The sequence below is a fragment of the Acidimicrobiales bacterium genome, assembly GCA_035316325.1.
GTDB lineage: Bacteria > Actinomycetota > Acidimicrobiia > Acidimicrobiales > VFJN01 > DASXTK01.
Genome location: DATHJB010000239.1, coordinates 34,803 through 52,297 on the forward strand (window position 1 = coordinate 34,803; position 17,495 = coordinate 52,297).

The 17,495-nt window shown below is 72.8% G+C and carries 14 protein-coding genes; 8 read left to right on the forward strand and 6 right to left on the reverse strand.

Features of this window, described 5'->3' with window-relative positions:
- Positions 1–136 precede the first annotated feature (136 nt).
- The 4 genes from VK611_30705 to VK611_30720 are packed head-to-tail and all read left to right on the forward strand — an operon-like array spanning position 137 to position 7,535.
- On the forward strand, positions 137–2,344 hold the full coding sequence (locus VK611_30705) for a hypothetical protein (GenBank protein HMG45740.1): 2,208 nt from the start codon (positions 137–139) through the stop codon (positions 2,342–2,344).
- Positions 2,341–5,364 (forward strand): MFS transporter, encoded by a 3,024-nt coding sequence (locus VK611_30710; GenBank protein HMG45741.1) that lies wholly within the window; start codon positions 2,341–2,343, stop codon positions 5,362–5,364. Before VK611_30705 ends, VK611_30710 begins: the two co-directional genes overlap by 4 nt.
- Positions 5,364–7,136, forward strand: coding sequence for a hypothetical protein (locus VK611_30715; protein HMG45742.1), 1,773 nt, complete (start codon positions 5,364–5,366; stop codon positions 7,134–7,136). Before VK611_30710 ends, VK611_30715 begins: the two co-directional genes overlap by 1 nt.
- A 12-nt stretch (positions 7,137–7,148) precedes the next feature.
- Complete coding sequence (locus tag VK611_30720) at positions 7,149–7,535, forward strand: MmcQ/YjbR family DNA-binding protein (protein ID HMG45743.1); 387 nt, start codon at positions 7,149–7,151, stop codon at positions 7,533–7,535.
- A 59-nt stretch (positions 7,536–7,594) separates the two neighbouring features.
- On the opposite strand, the gene VK611_30725 is transcribed toward VK611_30720, so the two are convergent.
- The 4 genes from VK611_30725 to VK611_30740 form a co-directional block, all read right to left on the reverse strand.
- On the reverse strand, positions 7,595–8,371 hold the full coding sequence (locus VK611_30725) for a hypothetical protein (protein ID HMG45744.1): 777 nt from the start codon (positions 8,369–8,371) through the stop codon (positions 7,595–7,597).
- Between the two features lie 2 nt (positions 8,372–8,373).
- Positions 8,374–9,027, reverse strand: coding sequence for an alkaline phosphatase family protein (locus VK611_30730; GenBank protein HMG45745.1), 654 nt, complete (start codon positions 9,025–9,027; stop codon positions 8,374–8,376).
- Positions 9,028–9,031: 4 nt separating this feature from the next.
- Positions 9,032–9,235, reverse strand: coding sequence for a hypothetical protein (locus VK611_30735; protein HMG45746.1), 204 nt, complete (start codon positions 9,233–9,235; stop codon positions 9,032–9,034).
- A gap of 124 nt (positions 9,236–9,359) precedes the next feature.
- A complete protein-coding gene (locus VK611_30740; protein ID HMG45747.1) occupies positions 9,360–9,863 on the reverse strand; it encodes an O-acetyl-ADP-ribose deacetylase in 504 nt (167 codons plus the stop codon).
- A 102-nt stretch (positions 9,864–9,965) separates the two neighbouring features.
- Between VK611_30740 and VK611_30745 the strand changes: the two genes are divergently transcribed.
- Both VK611_30745 and VK611_30750 read left to right on the forward strand, forming a co-directional pair.
- Complete coding sequence (locus VK611_30745) at positions 9,966–10,898, forward strand: cation diffusion facilitator family transporter (GenBank protein ID HMG45748.1); 933 nt, start codon at positions 9,966–9,968, stop codon at positions 10,896–10,898.
- Positions 10,899–10,982: 84 nt separating this feature from the next.
- Complete coding sequence (locus VK611_30750) at positions 10,983–12,281, forward strand: hypothetical protein (protein ID HMG45749.1); 1,299 nt, start codon at positions 10,983–10,985, stop codon at positions 12,279–12,281.
- A 76-nt stretch (positions 12,282–12,357) separates the two neighbouring features.
- On the opposite strand, the gene VK611_30755 is transcribed toward VK611_30750, so the two are convergent.
- Together VK611_30755 and menC are read right to left on the reverse strand one after the other, a co-directional pair.
- Positions 12,358–13,635: a threonine ammonia-lyase gene (locus VK611_30755; GenBank protein ID HMG45750.1), complete on the reverse strand. Its 1,278-nt coding sequence runs from the start codon at positions 13,633–13,635 to the stop codon at positions 12,358–12,360.
- Positions 13,632–14,744, reverse strand: a complete 1,113-nt coding sequence (gene menC, locus VK611_30760; protein HMG45751.1) for an o-succinylbenzoate synthase — start codon at positions 14,742–14,744, stop codon at positions 13,632–13,634. Before menC ends, VK611_30755 begins: the two co-directional genes overlap by 4 nt.
- A 64-nt stretch (positions 14,745–14,808) precedes the next feature.
- On the opposite strand from menC, the gene map reads away from it, so the two are divergent.
- A complete protein-coding gene (gene map, locus VK611_30765) occupies positions 14,809–15,744 on the forward strand; it encodes a type I methionyl aminopeptidase (protein HMG45752.1) in 936 nt (311 codons plus the stop codon).
- A gap of 67 nt (positions 15,745–15,811) precedes the next feature.
- Complete coding sequence (locus tag VK611_30770; GenBank protein HMG45753.1) at positions 15,812–17,383, forward strand: S8 family serine peptidase; 1,572 nt, start codon at positions 15,812–15,814, stop codon at positions 17,381–17,383.
- Positions 17,384–17,495 lie beyond the last annotated feature (112 nt).

Here is a 17,495-nt window from a genome sequence, read left to right on the forward strand (position 1 = left end):
TCGTTGACGACCGTCGGTCGCGGGGTTATCAATAGCCTGCAAACGGTGTGCAAAGTGTTCGCCCGCCCGTGGGGAGGCGGGTGTGCGGGGGAGGACAGCACCGAGGGCGCTGCCAGCAGCTGCGACGGGGGGTCACATGTCGTACGACAGGAGCCGGGCTCGTGCGGCCACGCGGCGATTCGCCGCCGTCACGCCCGCCGTCGTCATCATCGTGGTGCAGCAGCTGCTGTTCCCCAGCACCAACAGCGACGGCGAGTACCTGTGGGGCCTGGTCATCCAGGGACTGACGCTGGGGATGCTCAGCGCCCTCGTCGCCGTCGGGATGGCGCTCGTGTACCGGGCCAACCGCATCGTCAACTTCGCCGCCGGCGACCTCGGCCTGGTGCCGGTGACCCTGGCGATCGACCTGATCGTCTTCTCCGGGATCAACTACTGGTTGGGGCTGACGCTGGGGCTGGGTGCCGCGGCAGTGGTCGGCGCCGTCGTCGAGCTGGCCGTGATCCGCCGGTTCTTCCGTTCGCCCCGCCTGATCCTCACCGTCGCCACCATCGGCCTCGCCCAGCTCCTCGCGTTCGGAGCGGTGATGCTGCCCCGGCTGTGGGGTGAGGAGGCGATCACCAGCTCCATCGACGCCCCGCTGTCGTGGCGGGCCGAGGTCCAGCCGTACGTCTTCGACGGCGACTACCCCGTCGCCTGGGTGCTGGCCCCGATCGCCATGCTGCTGGTGGCGGCGTTCCTCCGCTTCACCGACGTGGGCATCGCCGTGCGGGCGGCCGCCGACCGGGCCGACCGGGCCGCGCTCCTCGGCATCCCCGTCGGTCGGCTGCACAGCTACGTGTGGGCGATCGCCGGGACGCTGTCGTTCGTGGCGCTGTTCCTCCGGGCCGGGGTCGTCGGGCTGCCGCTGGCGTCGCCGGTGGGGCTGACCGTGCTGCTCAGCGCCCTCGCCGCCCTGATGCTCGGGCGCCTCACCGACCTGCCGTCGATCGTCGCCAGCGCCCTCGCCGTCGGGATGCTGGAGGCGCACGTGAGCTGGAACGACGAGCTGGCGGTCGGGCCCCTGCACCTCGACCTGCGCAGCGACTTCGTGATCGCGCCCGTGCTGGCGGTCGTCATCCTCCTCGCCCTGCTGGTGCGCCGAGCCGGGACGAGCCGGGTGGACAGCGACGGCACGTCGTCGTGGCAGGCGTCGGGGCTGCTGCGCCCGATCCCCCGGGAGCTGGCCGGCCTGACGGAGGTGCGGGCGGCCCGGATCGGTGGCCTGGCCCTCGTCGCCGCGGCGCTGGTCGCCCTGCCCGCCGTGCTCGGCCCCGGCTCGACGCTCAAGGCCGCCGCCGTGGTGATCTTCGCCATCGTCATCCTGTCGCTGACGGTGCTCACCGGCTGGGCGGGCCAGGTGTCGTTGGGGCAGATGGGCTTCGTCGCCATCGGCGCGGCGCTGGGGGCGAAGGCGACCCAGGAGTGGGGCTGGGACCTGGCGCTGGCGTTGCCGGTGATGGGGCTGGCGGGCGCCGCGGTGGCGGTGGCGGTCGGGTTGCCGGCCCTGCGGCTGCGGGGTCCCTACCTGGCGGTGACCAGCCTGGCGTTCGCTCTGGCGACCACCCGGTACCTGCTCAGCCCGCAGTTCTTCGACTGGGTGCCCGACGAGCGCCTGACGCGCCGGCCGCTCCTCGGGGTGTGGCACTACGACAATCCGACCGGCTACTACCAGCTGGCGCTGGGGACGTTCGCCGTGCTGGTGGTGGGTGTGGCGGGCATCCGGCGCAGCCGGACCGGCCGGGTGCTGGTGGCGCTGCGCGAGAACGAGCGGGCGGTGGCGGCCTATGGCGTGTCGGTGGTGCGGGCCAAGCTGACGGCGTTCGCGCTGTCGGGCTTCGTGGCCGCGGTGGGGGGCGTGCTGCTCGTCACCCAGCAGGGCCAGTTCACGCTCGGGCTGTTCCCCGAGGAGGACAACCTCGTCGTGTTCACGGCGGCTGTTGTGGGCGGGCTGGGGTCGGTGACGGGGGCGGCCCTCGGCTCGCTGTTCCTCAAGGGCGGCGAGTGGTTCCTGCGCGACGACTGGCGGCTGTTCGCCTCGTCGCTCGGCGTGCTGGTCGTGCTGCTGGTGCTGCCCGGCGGGGTGGGCGGCGCGCTGTTCCGGGTGCGGGACCTGGGGCTGCGCTGGGTGGCCCGCCGGCACGACCTGGTGGTGCCGAGCCTGATGGCCGACACGACCCAGCCCGACATGCCCGACCTCGGCCTGGCGTTCCGTTCTCCGGAGGAACCGGACGACCCGGACGCCACCGCGGAGCCGACCGGTGACGACACCGATGCCGCCGACGACGTGACGGCGGGTGCGTCGTGATCGCCGTCACCCCGCCGCCGGTGAGCGACGAGCCGTGGCCGCGGCGCCTCGCCTTCGCCGTCCGGCACCCCATCCGCTGGGTCGACAAGCTGACCGGCGACGGCCCCGTCCTGGCGCTGCTGGTGCTGACCGGGCTCAACGGCGTCGACGAGATGTCCCGCACGTCGTTCACGGTGGTGGCACCCCTGGCCGCCGACCACTTCGGTGTGGGCCTCGTCGGCATCGTCGTGCCGTTCGTCCTGGCGTTCGCCGCCGCGCTCGCCCTGGCCGTTCCGATCGCCACCCTCGCCGACCGGCGCAACCGGGTGCATCTGGCCCTGCTGGGCGGCGGGATCTTCGCGGTCGCGTCGGCGCTGGTGGGGGTGTCGCCGAACGTGTGGCTGCTGGCGGTGTTCCTGGCCGGGTCGAACGTCGGGAAGGCCTTCATCGAGCCGTCGCACACGTCGCTGATGAGCGACTACTACGCCGTCGGGCTGCGCCCCCGCATCTTCTCCTTCCACCGGGGTGGCAACGCGATCGGGGCGCTGCTGGGCGGGGTCGGGGCCGGCTACCTCGCCGAGGCGTTCGGGTGGCGGGCGCCGTTCCTGCTCTTCGCCGTGCCCACGGTGCTGCTGGTGCTCGCCGGCGCCCGGCTGCGCGAGCCGGTGCGAGGCGCGCAGGAGCGGGCGTTGGCCGGGGCCGCGGCGTCGTCGGTCGACACCGAGGAGGACGCCCCGAGCCTGGCCGAGGGCTGGCGCATGTGCTGGCAGATCGACAGCCTCCGCCGCATCTACCGGACGCTCCCGTTCCTGATGCCGGCCCTCGTCGGCTTCGTGATCTTCAGCACGTTCATGTACCGGGAGGTGTTCGGGCTCGACGAGACGGCCCGGGGTTGGGTGGTCGGCCTGGTGGAGGGGCCGTCGCAGCTGGTCGGGCTGGCGATCGGCGCCCGGCTCGGCATGAAGCTCTTCGCCAAGGACCCGACGCTGCTGTTCGGCCTGCTGGCGAAGGGCATCTTCGTGGTGTCGGTGGCGACCCTGGGCTTCGCCTGGTCGCCGCACGTGCTGGTGGCCGTCGCCTGCCACGTGGTGATCAGCGCCAGCCTCGCCTTCACGCTGCCCGGCATCTTCGCGGCGCTGTCGCTCGCCATCCCGCCCCGGGCCCGGTCGATGGGCTTCGCCATGGGCTCGGTGTTCGTGATGGCCGGGATGGTGGTGCTACCGCTGATCGCGGCGGCCGCCGACGCCTGGGGCATGCGCTGGGGCATCACCCTGATGGTGCCGGTGTTCCTGGTCGGCGGCCTGGTCATCGCCTCCGCCGGCGACCTGATCATGCGCGACATCCAGCAGGTGTGGGCGGCCTCGGCGGCGCGCAGCGAGGTGCTCCACCAGCGTCGGGCGGGGCTGGCGAAGCACCTGGTGGTGCGGGGCCTCGAGGTGAGCTACGGCGACGTCCAGGTGCTCTTCGGCGTCGACTTCGAGATCGACGAGGGCGAGATCGTCGCCCTGCTGGGCACCAACGGGGCGGGCAAGTCGACGCTGTTGCGGTCCATCGCCGGCCTGGTCCCCGCCAACAAGGGCACGGTGATCCTCGACGGGCGCGACATCACCTACGCGCCCGCGCACGAGGTGGCGCCGCGGGGCGTGGTGCTGGTGCCGGGCGGTGTCGGGACGTTCCCGTCGCTGTCGGTCACCGAGAACCTGCGGGCCGCGGCGTGGCTGGAGCGGCACGACAAGCAGCTGGCGGCCCGGCGCACCGCGGAGGCGCTCGACGTCTTCCCCGAGCTGCGGGCCCGGCTCGACGACCCCGCCGCCGACCTGTCCGGCGGCCAGCAGCAGATGCTGTCGCTGGCGATGGCGTTCGTCTCGCAGCCGAAGCTGCTGCTGATCGACGAGCTGTCGTTGGGCCTGGCGCCGGTGGTGGTGGAGCGGCTGGTGGAGGTGGTGCGGGGGATCGCCCGGGGCGGGACGACGGTGGTGGTCGTGGAGCAGTCGGTCAACGTGGCGTTGACCATGGCGTCCGAGGCCTACTTCATGGAGAAGGGCGAGATCCGCTTCCACGGGCCCACCGAGGAGCTGTTGGCCCGCCCGGACATCCTGCGCTCGGTGTTCCTGGAGGGCGCAGCCGCTGCCCACCCCACCGAAACTTCGACAGAAACGGTCGCTATGGCGCCAACTGCGTCACAGTTTCGGAGCAACGGGGCCCCGCCGACGTTGGAGGTGCAGGGCCTCACCCGCAGCTTCGGCGGCCTCCGGGCCGTCGACGACGTGTCGTTCGCCGTGGCGCCGGGCGAGGTGCTCGGCATCGTCGGGCCCAACGGCGCCGGCAAGACCACCGTGTTCGACCTGGTCTCCGGCTACCTCCCCGTCGACGGCGGCCGGGTGCTGCTGGGCGGGCGCGACGTCACCGGCCAGCCCACCGACGCCCGGGCCCGCCGCGGCCTCGGGCGCTCCTTCCAGGACGCCCGGCTGTTCCCGGCGCTCACCGTCGAGCAGTGCGTCGCCGTGGCGCTCGACCGCTGGGTCACGGTGAAGGACCCCGTGCAGGCCGCCCTCCACCTGCCCGCCGCGTTCGACGCCGAGCAGGCCGTGCGCCGGCGGGTCGACGAGCTGCTCGACCTCCTCGGCCTCGAGGCCTTCCGCTCCAAGTTCGTGCAGGAGCTGTCGACCGGGTCGCGTCGGATCGTCGACCTCGCCTGCCTCGTCGCCCACCGGCCCACCGTCATCCTCCTCGACGAGCCCTCCAGCGGCATCGCCCAGCGGGAGGCCGAGGCGCTGGTGCCCGTGCTCGCCCGGATCCGCGACCAGCTCGGTGCCAGCATCGTCGTCATCGAGCACGACATGCCGCTGGTCACGGCCGTGTCGGACCGCCTCCTCGCGCTCGACCAGGGCCGCACCATCGCCGCCGGCCCGCCCGCCGAGGTGCTCGCCCATCCCGCCGTCGTCGCCGCCTACCTGGGCACCGACGAGGCGGTCGTCCGACGGACAGGTACCCGGGCCGGCGCCGTGCGCGTCAGGTCCACACAAGGGAAGGACAGCTGATGCTCCCTGCAGACGACGGAGGCTCCACCACCCGGAGCACGAGGTTGCGCCGCTACGGCCCGCTCGCCCTCATCGTGGTGCTGCTGCTGGCGGTGGGAGCGGTCGTGGTCGTCGGCGGCGGGGGCGACGACGGCGACGACGAGGCGTCGGAGGAGACCGGGTCGGGCGGGTTCGACTGGAAGAGCCCCGGCGACGCCGAGCCCGGCGCTCCGGCCCCGACCGGGGCGATGCCGGCGACCTACGCCGAAGCCGAGGAGGACGGCTCGGTCGGCGACCACGAGTGGCCCGACACCTGCGACACCGAGTCCGGCCGTGTCGAGCTGCCGTCCGTGTCCGCCGTGCCCTGCGTGCCGGCGTTCGACGGCGACAACGGCGGGGCGACGGCCCCCGGCGTGACCGCGGAGTCGATCAAGGTCGTCTACTACTCGCCCGAGCAGAGCGCCGACATGGCCTCGCTGCTGGGGGCGATGGGGGCGAACGACACCGCCGAGCAGCGCAACGCCACGCTCCAGACGTACATCGACATCTTCACGTCGGTCACCGAGCAGTACGGGCGGGAGATCGAGATGGTGCCGTTCGCCGCCACGGGACAGGCCGACGACGTGGTCGCGTCCCAGGCCGACGCCACCGACGTCCTGGCCATGGAGCCGTTCGCCGTGCTGGGTGGACCGGCCCTCGACCGCGGCGCCTTCGCCCAGGAGCTCGCCGAAGCCGGGGTCCTGTGCTTCGGCTGCACCGGTGCCGCCCTGCCCGAGGCGATGGCGCTGGAGATGGCGCCCTACGTGTGGTCGGCGCTGCCGTCGCCCGACCAGATCCTCGACCTGCTCGCCACCTGGGTGAACGCCCAGGTGTCCGCCTCCGATTCGGTCGCCGACCATGCCGGCGGCGACCTGCAGGGCCGGCCCAGCAAGCTCGGCGTCATCCACTTCGAGCAGGATCCCCCGGTGTTCGAGTCCACCGAGGCGGAGCGCCGCGACATGGCCGACGTGGCGCTGATCGAGAGCTACGTGCTCGACCTGCCGACGCTGCCGGCCAAGGCCGCCGAGCTGATCGCCCAGTTCAAGGCCGAGGGCATCACCTCGATCACCTTCCTGGGTGACCCGTTCATGCCGATCTACCTCACCCGGGCGGCCACGGAGGCCGACTACTTCCCCGAGTGGGTGTTCACCGGCACCGCCCTGACCGACACCAACGTGTTCGGCCGCCAGTACGACCCGGAGCAGATGGTCCACGCCGCCGGCATCTCGCAGCTGGCCGCCCCCGTCGACCAGGACCTGCAGGAGTACGTCCGGCTGTACCGCTGGTACGCGGGCGACTCGGCCCCCGCCCTGCCGCCGGCCGAGAACCAGTACGCCGTCGTGGCGCCCAACGCGGCGTGGCTGGCGGCCGGCATCCACATGGCCGGGCCGGAGCTCACCGCCGAGACGTTCGCCCGGGGTCTGTTCCGCCTCCCGCCCGTCGGCGGGGGGCCGGCGACCCCGCAGGTCAGCTACGGCAACTGGGGCAACTTCGCCGAGATGGACTACCAGGCCATCGACGACGGGGTCGAGATCTGGTGGGACCCGGACGTCGAGGTGGAGGACGAGCGGGGCGTGATGGGACAGGGCGCGTGGCGCCGGTCCAACGGGGGCGAGCGGTTCACGGCCACGGAGACGCCGTCGCCGAACGCCTTCGAGGACCCGGACAGCGCCGTCACCGTGATCGACTCGCTGTCGGAGGACGACCTGCCGCCCGACTACCCGCCGCCTCCGGGGTCGCCGGCCGCGGGGTGACAGGGTGAGGGGGTGACCGAGTACTCGGACGTCCCGCCGGAGGTGCTCGTCGGGTTGCGGGCCGTGTGCCTGGGGTTGCCGGAGACGTCGGAGGAGCAGGCATGGGCCGGCCGCCGCTGGACGGTGCGCCGGCGGACGTTCGCGCACGTGCTGTCGGTCGACTCGCCGTCCGGCCCGACCGTCGTCCTGACGTTCCGCTCGTCCGGCGACGAGCTCGACGCGCTGCGGTCGATGGGCCACCCCTTCTTCCGCCCGGGCTGGGGCACCAACACCGTCGGCATGGTCCTTTCGGCCGCCGAGGGCCTCGACTGGACCGAGATCCAGGAGCTCCTCACCGAGAGCTACTGCATCCTGGCCCCCAAGAAGCTCGCCTCCCAGGTCCCCCGCCCGGCGGTGTGACTCAGGTCGAGCCGATCCGCTCGACCCGCTCGTCGACCTCACGACACAGGTCCAGCACCTCACGGGGTGGGGTCGAGGGCGGCGAAGGGCCACGGCTCGACGTCGAGGTACCGGCGGCGGATGACCCGGGCGGCCCGTTCGGGCGAGATCGACAGGTGGCGGGCGTAGGGGCTCTGGCGGATGCGGTCGAGCACCTGGTCGACGATCGTCTCCAGCGGTGGCGGCTTGTCGGACGGCAGCGGACGCCCGAGGAGCCGGTGGACGTAGCCGAGGCCGAGCAGTGCGGCGACGACCTCGACAGTCGTGCGGCGCAGCCCGGACGGTTCGGCACGGGATCGGCGGGCGCCGTGGGCCAGGTCCCGGATGAGCCACCGCACCCGTTCCGGGTCGGCCAGACTCGGGCGGATCGCCGGGTTCCGTGCCAGGTGGGTGCACAGCGCCTGCAACGTGTGGCGTTCGGCCTCGATCGACCACGACGAGCCGAAGGGTCGCAACGGCACCACGACTCCTCGCCAAGCGTCGCGGAAGGTCCATGTGAGGAAGGTGCTGGTGGCAGCTCGGACGGGAGCCGTCGCCTCGGCTGCCTCGCCGCCGACTCCCAGGGCGATACCTCCGCCTCGACGGGCTCCGGTCAAGAACAAGGTGATCTGCCAGGAGCTTCGGGGGCGGGAGTGCGACGAGCCGTGGTCGTCCCAGGAGAGGTGGGCGAAGGTGGTGCCCGCCCAGACCGAGACCCGGTCGGGGGCGAGGAGGATCGAGGCGGTGTGGCCCCGGGGTCGGCCCGGCAGGAGGAGGCCGCGGTCCTCCGCGACCGCCGAGGCGAACCACGGCGACACCACTACTGGCGGGCGAGGTGGTGGAGGAGGTGGAGGCGGACGTCCTGGCTGTCGGTGAGGGGAGCCGTGGTGAGGTCCGGGGCCGTGGGGGCGCCGGTGGTCGGGTCGACCGTGGCGGCCAGGGCCGGGGCGCTCAGGCCCAAGCCGGGGAGGGGAGCGTCGGCGTCAACCGCCGCTGCAATCGACGCCGACGTCGGGGGCGGTGGGGTCTCCGGTTGGCAGGCGCTGCCGGTCGCCGGGAGGCCGGGGGCGGCCAGCTCGGGCGGGTCGAGGAAGGCGGGGCGTCGGCGTCGGAAGTCGAAGCAGTCGAGCAGGTTGGAGGCGTTGGCGTCCCGCCGGGTGAGCGCCCCCAGGTTCCACTTCGTCTCGATGAACCGCAGCACCGACGTGTGGTCGTGCACGACGTGCGACACGTAGTTGCGCCGGGCGAACGGGGAGACGACGAACGCCGGCACCCGCGGCCCGAGGTGGTCGAAGGCGTGCGACGTGCCGGGGACGGGCTCGGCGACGTGCTCCGGCCCGCCGCCGTGCCGCTCCTCCACGAACGTGACGCCGACGGCCTCGTAGAACGCCCGGGCAGCGGGAAGGTCGGCCACCCGCAGCACCACCAGTTCGAGGGCAGGTGCCGCGCCGCCGTTCCCGGATGCCGGAGCCATTCGTTCACTCGAAGAGGAAGAGGTCGACGAGCAGGCCCACGAGGGCGCCGATGGTGATGCCCACCGTCCCGGTGGCGGCGACCCGGCGGAAGCGCTGCTCGACGGCGGCGGCGTCCGGCTCGCGGCCGCGGACTGCCGGTCGTAGGCCCGTTGGGCCTCGACCAACGCCCGGAGTCGATCGGGGGCGAACTTCCTGCGCCAGCCCCACATCAGGAGCGCCCAGATGGCGACGTAGAAGGCGACCTCGCCGAGTCGGTCCACTGAGTCGATGCCTACCACGGGGATCCCGACGTCAGGGGTCGGGGATGAGGAGGGATCCGACTCGCCGACCGCTAGCCGGGCGAAGCGGCGAGGGCCTGGGTGGTGGCGGTCTCGTTGGTGGCGTCGAAGGCGACGAGGCGGGCCAGGGTGAGGGGGCCGTCGAACCCCCGGAGGGTGGCGACCGCGATCTGGGCCGCCCGGTCGACGGGGTAGGCGAAGAGGCCGGTGGAGATGGCCGGGAAGGCGACGGTGCGGGCGCCGAGGTCGACGGCCACCTCGCAGCTGCGGCGGTAGCAGGAGGCGAGCAGCTCGGCCTCACCCCGCTCGCCGCCCCGCCACACCGGCCCGACCGTGTGGATCACCCAGCGGGCGACGAGCCCATGGCCATCCGTCGCCTTGGCGTCGCCCGTCGCGCATCCGCCGAGCAGCCGGCACTCCGCCACCAGCCCCGGCCCGGCCGCCCGGTGGATCGCTCCGTCGACGCCCCCGCCGCCCAGCAGCGACGAGTTGGCGGCGTTCACCACGGCGTCGACGTCCTGCCGCGTGATGTCCCCCCGCACGACCTCGATCCTCATCGACCCATCATCCCCGACGGCCGACCCGCACGGCCGACCCCCGACCCCCGACGGCTGGCGGCTCCGCGATGTCGATCGGGGCGACTGGGTAGGTTCCACGGCGTGGAAGGCTCCCGCCGGGCCATCGTCGCCGCGTTCCTCGCCAACCTCGGGATCGCCGTGGCGAAGCTCGTCGGCTTCCTGCTGACGGGGGCGGCGTCGCTGGCCGCCGAGGCGATCCACTCGTTCGCCGACACCGCCAACCAGGGCCTCCTCTTCCTCGGCGCCGAGCGGGCCAAGCGGGCACCCGACGCCACCCACCCCTTCGGCTACGGCCGCGAGCGCTACTTCTGGGCGTTCGTGGTCGCCCTCGTGCTGTTCAGCGGCGGCGGGCTGTTCGCGCTGTTCGAGGCGGAGGAGAAGCTGCGGAAGCCGCACGAGCTGGAGTCGCTGGGCGTGGCGGTCGTCATCCTCCTGGTGGCGGTGGTGCTGGAATCGCTGTCGCTGCGCACCGCCGCCCACGAGAGCCGGGCCGCCAAGGGTGACGACTCGTGGCGCGAGTTCGTGCTCCACTCCAAGCAGGCCGAGCTGCCGGTGGTCCTGCTGGAGGACTCGGGTGCCCTGATCGGCCTGACGTTCGCTCTCGCCGGGGTGACGCTGGCGTCGGTCACCGGCAACAGCCGCTACGACGCCCTCGGCAGCCTGGGCATCGGCATTCTGCTGGTGGTCATCGCCATGACGCTGGCCACGAAGATGAAGAGCCTGCTGATCGGCGAGGCCGGGTCGCCGACGCAGGTGGCGGCGGTGCAGGCGGCCATCACGGACCACCCGGCGGTGCGACGGCTGGTCCGGCTGCGGACCCTGCAGCTCGGCCCCGAGGAGCTGATGGTGATCGCCGACGTGGAGTTCGACTCCCGACTCGACGGCCCCGCCGTCGCCGAGGCGGTCGACGCCGTCGCCGACGCCGTCCGCACGTCGGTCCCCGAGGCCCGCGTCGTCCACCTCGAACCCGAGACCACCGCGGAAGCCGAGGCGAGCGCGCCGACCCCCGGCTGACCCGGCGTAGTAGACATCCGGCCTCTAGTGCGGGGTTGGGTGCCAGGGCCGTGGGGGCCCTGGTGGAGCGGGGAGAACAACACGATGCGGAAGCTGTTCGGCGGTGTCGTCGCGCTGGCGCTGGCGGCGACGGGGTCACTCGCGCTCGCCGCCCCGGGGTCGACGCAGGAGGAGCCCCCGGTCGATCTCCGGCACCTGGACGCCAACCTGTCGCCCACCGAGGCCGCCCCCGGCGACGACGTCACGGTCACACCGGTGGAGAACTGCTCGGTCGAGACGGGCTACCTGATCTGGTTGGTGTTCGAGGCCGGAGAGTTCTCCTTCGACGAGGGGTCCGACCCCGAGGTCGAGCCCGTCCTCGTGGACGTCGCCGAGCTGAACGAGGACGGCAGCTGGGAGGTCGTGTTCCCGGCTCCGGGCGGGCCCGACGTCGACGACGAGGCCCTCCAGGCGTTCGCGGAGGAGAACCCCATCGCCATCGACGTGTACGGCCCCGAGGCCTTCACGTCGGGCGACGTGGCCTACGAGTGGTTCGCCCAGTGCGTCGAGATCGAGCTGCCCGAGCTCGTCCACCTCGACGCCGACCTGACCCAGACGGGCGACGCCGTCGCGGTCACGCCGGTCGACAACTGCTCGGCGACCGAGGGGTTCCTCGACTGGCTCGTCTACCCGGCCGGTGAGTTCAGTTGGGACGACTTCGGCGGCGCCGAGCCGGTCGGCGGCGGCTTCGTCGACCTGGAGGCGGGCGGCAGCTGGCAGCTGGAGTTCTCCGCCGCCGAGGCCGTTGCCGGCTTCCCCGAGGAGGGCGAGGACTTCGCCGCGGCGGCTGCGGCTGCCGAGGACGAGGAGCCGTACGTGGTCGAGGTGTACGGCCCCGAGGCCTTCACCTCGGGTGGCGCCGACTACGAGTGGTTCGCCCAGTGCGTCGAGTTCGTGGAGCCGCCGTTCCTCGAGGCCGAGATCACCTCGCACGAGGCGCACACGGTGCTGGGGTTCCCGTTGGTGAACCAGGGCGACGAGATCACCGTCGGGCCCATCGACCCCTGCCCCGCCACCTCCGATGGCTCCCTGTTCTGGGAGGTCGACAGCTGGCCGCTCGACGACGAGGAGCCGGAGATGATCGACGCCGGCTACCTCGACGTGGCCGACGACGGCACCTGGGAGCTGAAGTTCCCGACGCCCGACGACGGGGACGACGTCAAGGTCACCTTCTACGCCGTCTGGCTCGACTGCGAGACGACCGACGAGGTCACCGGCTTCTACGACCTGCTGCTGTTCGCCGTCGGCGAGGCCCCGGCCACGCCGCCGACCGAGGAGCCCACCGAGCCCGTCGGACCGAAGCCGGCGCACCCGGTGGTGCGCACGCCCGACCAGACCGGCTGACCCGCCCGACCCGGCCGAAACTGCGTGGCTCATGGTCGCTCTACGGCCACCAGCCACGCAGTTTCGGGGGTTCGCCCTACCGGGGGTGGTTGGTGAAGCTGCCGACGAACACGTCGTAGCCGGCCTCCTGGAGGGTCTTGACCACCCGGCCGACGTGGTGGTGGTCGAGGGTCTCGATGGTGAGCTCCACGTGGGCGGCCTTGGCGGACACGTCGACGAACAGCCGCTGGTGGTGGATCTCCACGATGTTGGCGCCGGACTGGCCCAGCAGGGTGGTGATCGCCGCCAGCGCGCCGGGCACGTCGGGCAGGTCGATGTGCAGGCGGGTGAGCCGGCCGTTGCGGACGAGGCCCCGCATGATCACCGAGGCCAGCAGCCGCGGGTCGATGTTGCCGCCGGTCAGGATCACCCCGACCCGCTTGCCGGCGAAGCGCTCCGGATGGGCGACCAGGGCGGCGATCCCCGCTGCACCCGCCCCCTCGATCACGACCTTCTCGATCTCCAGCAGCAGGTTGATGGCCGCCTCGACGTCGTCCTCGGTGACGGTGACGATGTCGTCGACCAGGGCCTTCAGGATCACCCCGGTCAGCTCGCCGGGCCAGGGGGCGGCGATGCCCTCGGCCAGCGTGGAGCCGCCGGTCTCGGTGTCGTAGCCGTGGAAGTGGGCGGCCATCGCCTGGTAGCGCTCCATCTGGACGCCCACCAGCTCGATGCCGGGCACCAGGTGCCGGGCGACCACCGCACAGCCCGAGAGCAGGCCGCCGCCGCCCACCGGGACGACCAGCACGTCGAGGTCGGGGAAGTCGTGCAGCAGCTCGAGCGCGGAGGTGGCCTGGCCCGCGATGACGGCCGGGTCGTCGAACGGGTGCACCCACACCCGGCCCTCGGACTCGACCAGCCGCTGCACCTCGGCCAGGGCGCCTTCGAGCCCCTCGCCCGCCAGGATCACCCGCGCCCCCAGCTCCCGGGTGCGCTGCACCTTCACGAACGGGGTGCTCGACGGCATGACGATGGTGGCGTCGATGCCCAGCCGGTGGGCGTGGTAGGCGACCGCCTGGCCGTGGTTGCCGGCGGACATGGCGATCACGCCGGCCGCCCGCTCGGTGTCGGTCAGCTGGAGCAGCTTGTTGAGCGCGCCCCGCTCCTTGTAGGCCGCCGTGAACTGGAGGTTCTCGAACTTGACGATCACCTCGCAGCCGAGCAGCGCGGAGAGCGTGTGGGAGTGGGCGCTCGGCGTCCGCTCGACCGCGCCCTTGATGCGGACCTCGGCGGCGAGGACGTCGTCCCAGGTGACGGGGAGAGCCGGCGTCGTCGGCGGCTCGGCGTCGTCGCCCGGTGAGGACGGGTCGCTCACGTGGTCGTCGCCTTGAGGATCAGCTGGTTCACGGTCACGTCGTCGAGGACCTCCTGTAGCGGCTCGGTCCCCAGACCCGACCCTTGCGGCACGTCCATGGTGCCATCCCGGTCGACGAACGCGGGGGTGATATCCCGGGCGAAGTAGCGGGCCGACGGGCCGAGGTCGGGTGGCAGCGTGCAGCCGGGCAGCGCCGCCACCGCCAGGTTGAGCGCCCGTCCGAGCCCGGTCTCCAGCATCCCGCCACAGCGGGCGGGGATCCCCTCGTCGACGCAGCGCTGGTGGATGCGGCGGGCCTCCACGATGCCGCCCACCCGCCCGACCTTCAGGCTCACCGCTCCGCACGCGCCCAGGGCCAGCGCGGTGTCGACGTCGGCCAGCGAGCCGAGCGACTCGTCCAGGCAGATCGGCACGTCGACCAGGCGGGCCAGCCGGGCGTGGCCCAGCAGGTCGCCGGCGGGGAAGGGCTGCTCGATCGCCAGGAGGCCGGTGGCGGGGTCGGCGAGGCGCTCCAGGTGGGTGAGGTGGGCGGGGTCGGCGCTGTCGTAGGAGCCGTTGGCGTCGACCAGCAGGTCGATCGACGGGCCGACGGCGGCCCGCACCGCCCGCACGGGGTCGATGTCCCAGGTGGGCGTGATCTTGAGCTTGAGCGCCTTGTGGCCCTGGGCGCACCAGCTGCCGGCGGCGATCACCAGGTCGTCGATGGTGGCGGTGATCCCGACGGCGATCCCGGTGGGCACCTGGGTGCGGGTGGCGCCCAGGAACTTGGCCAGCGACTGGCTCTCGGCCCGGAGGCCGGCGTCGAGCACCGCGCCCTCCAGCGCCGCCTTGGCCATCTGGTGGCCCTGGACCTCGCGCAGCGAGCGGCCCGCCAGCAGGCGGGGGACCAGGTGGTGCTGCAGCACGTCGAGCGCGCCGGCCGTGTACTCGGGCCAGTAGGTGGGCTCGGTCTCGGTGACGCACTCGGCCCAGCCGTCGGGCCCGTCGGCCACCACCGCCCGCACGATCACCACCTCACGGTGGTCGCGGTTGCCGTGGGCCGTGCGGAACGACTCGGCCAGCGGCAGCCGCACCAGCCGCAGCTCGACCCCTTCCAGCGCCACCTTCACGTCGTCACCCTCACCCGACCATCATGACCCCGAGGATGCCCTGTGCCGTTACCCTGGGACCTCTATGGGGTCCCCCGCGGTGATGCTGAAGGCCAACGATCCGTGCTGGTGCGGTAGCGGACGCAAGTTCAAGCGCTGCCACAAGTCGAGCACGGAGCACATCCGGCCCGGTCGCCTGAGCCCGACGCGCCCCGTCCCCGCCGACATCCCCCGCCCGCCCTACGCCGAGACCGGCGTGCCGGTGCGGGTGCCGGAGTCGCCCGTCCGGTCGCCCGAGGTGATCGAGCGGATGCGCCGGGCCGGTCGTGAAGCCGCCCAGGTGCTGCAGACGGTGGCCGCCGCCATCGCCCCGGGCGTGACCACCGACGAGCTCGACGCCATCTGCCACGCCGAGACCATCAAGCGGGGCGCCTACCCCAGCCCGCTCAACTACGGCGGCTTCCCCAAGTCGATCTGCACCTCGGTGAACGAGGTCATCTGCCACGGCATCCCCGACGACCGGGCCCTGGTCGACGGCGACATCGTCAACCTCGACGTCACCCTCTACCTCGACGGCGTCCACGGCGACACCAACGCCACCTTCCCGGTCGGCCAGATCGACGAGGAGTCGGCCCGCCTCATCCGGGTCACCCGCGAGTGCCTCGACCGGGGCATCGCGGCCGTCCACCCGGGGCACCCGATCAGCGACATCGGTCAGGCCATCCAGGCGCACGCCGAGGGCAACGGCTACGGCGTGGTGCGGGCGTTCGTCGGCCACGGGATCGCCGAGCAGTTCCACACCGACCTGCAGATCCCGCACTACTACGACCGGCGGGCCACCACGGTCATCGAGCGCGGGATGACGTTCACGATCGAGCCGATGATCACGATGGGCGCCTGGCAGCACCAGATGTGGGACGACGGGTGGACCGCCGTCACCGTCGACCGGCGCCGCACCGCCCAGTTCGAGCACACCCTCCTCGTCAACGACGACGGCGCCGAGATCCTCACGCTTCCATAGCCCAGTCGGGACAGGGTGCTCACCTACAGTGGGCGTCTTGTCTCGATACGTGGTGCTTTGCGTTGTCGTGGTTGGGTCGCTGGCGGTCTCGTCGCCCTCCGGGGCCGACGACCGCGCCGTCGCCGAGGAGTACGTCGTCGCCTTCGACGAGGCGCCGTCGGCGTTGCGCCAGGCCGTCGCCGACACCGGCGGGCAGGTGGTCGACGTGAACGAGCAGCTCGGCGTGGCCCTGGTCCGGGCCGTGGCACCGGGCGACCTGGCCGCCCAGCCCGGTGTCGACGGGGTGATGCCCAACCACTCGGTGGGCTTCGACCGGCCCGACCTGCACCACCGCTTCGCCGAGGAGCGTCCGGTCGCCGCGGAGCGCAGCGTCGCCCGCGACACCGCCGAGCCCCTCACCGAGCGCCAGTGGGACATGGCCATGATCGGGGCTGTGGACCTGCCCACCACCGGCGACGGCGTCGACGTCGGCATCATCGACACCGGCATCGACGCCTCCCACCCCGACATCGCCCCCAACTTCGACCCCCTGCGGTCGCGCAACTTCACCACCGACATCCCGGCGCTCGACGGACCGTGCGAGGTGCCCACCTGCGTCGATCCCGTCGGCGCGGACGACCGGGGCCACGGCACCCACGTCGCTGGCATCGTGGCCGCGGCCCGCAACGGCGTCGGCACCGCCGGGGTCGCCCCGGACGCCACGCTCGTCAACCTGCGGGCCGGCCAGGACTCCGGCCTCTTCTTCCTCTACGAGACGCTCGACGCGCTCACGGCCGCCGGCGACATGCAGCTCGACGTGGTCAACATGAGCTTCTACACCGACCCCTGGCTCTACAACTGCGACTCGCCCGACGACTACCTCTCGGGCGCCGTCACCCCGGAGGAACTGGAGCAGCAGCGGCTCACCCGGCGGCTCCTCACCGAGGCGCTGGAGTACGCCCACCAGCAGGGAGTGACGCTCGTCGCCGCGGTCGGCAACGAGCACGCCGACCTGGCCGCCGAGCAGCGCGTCGACCCGTTCAGCCCCGGCTTCCCGCCCGGGCGCCGGCAGGGGCGGGTGGTCACCAGGGACTGCCTCGACCTGCCCAACGAGGGCCCGCACGTGATCTCGGTGGGGTCGGTGGGGCCGTCCGGGAACAAGGCCGACTACTCGAACTACGGCCTGGGCAGCATCGACCTGGTCGGCCCCGGCGGCTGGTCCCGTGACGGCGCCGGGCCCGGGAACATGGTGCTGGCGCCGTTCCCCGCGGGCGCGGCTCGGGCACAGGACCTGGTCGATGCCGCCGGCAACCCGGTCGACGGCTACACGCTGCGGGAGTGCGACGCCCTCGGCCGCTGCGGCCTGTGGACCTACCTGCAGGGCACCTCGATGGCGACCCCGCACGTCGTGGGCGTGGCGGCGCTGATCGTCCAGCGGCACGGGACCGGCTCGGCGCTCACCGGCTACTCGCTCGACCCCGACCGGGTGGCGTCGATCCTCCTGTCCACGGCGGCGGACCGGGCCTGTCCGCCCGGCGGCTCGCAGGCCTACGGGCACGTCGGCCGCGGCCCCGACTGGACCGCCCCCTGCGTCGGCACCACCGCCGACAACAGCCTCTACGGCGAGGGGATCGTCAGCGCCGCCGACGCCGTCCGCTGACACCGACGGCGAAACTTCGACCGTGGTGGCGCTATAGCCACCGTTTCTGTCGAAGTGTCGCCGTGGCTCCGGGTGCAAGACTGCGGCACCTTGAGAAAGCGGGGGCGGGCGA

Coding starts and splice junctions, on each gene's coding strand:
- VK611_30705 (HMG45740.1), top strand. CDS start 137: ATGTCGTACGACAGGAGCCGGGCTCGTGCGGCCACGCGGCGATTCGCC.
- VK611_30715 (HMG45742.1), top strand. CDS start 5,364: ATGCTCCCTGCAGACGACGGAGGCTCCACCACCCGGAGCACGAGGTTG.
- VK611_30730 (HMG45745.1), bottom strand. CDS start 9,027: ATGGCTCCGGCATCCGGGAACGGCGGCGCGGCACCTGCCCTCGAACTG.
- VK611_30740 (HMG45747.1), bottom strand. CDS start 9,863: ATGAGGATCGAGGTCGTGCGGGGGGACATCACGCGGCAGGACGTCGAC.
- VK611_30750 (HMG45749.1), top strand. CDS start 10,983: ATGCGGAAGCTGTTCGGCGGTGTCGTCGCGCTGGCGCTGGCGGCGACG.
- map (HMG45752.1), top strand. CDS start 14,809: ATGGGGTCCCCCGCGGTGATGCTGAAGGCCAACGATCCGTGCTGGTGC.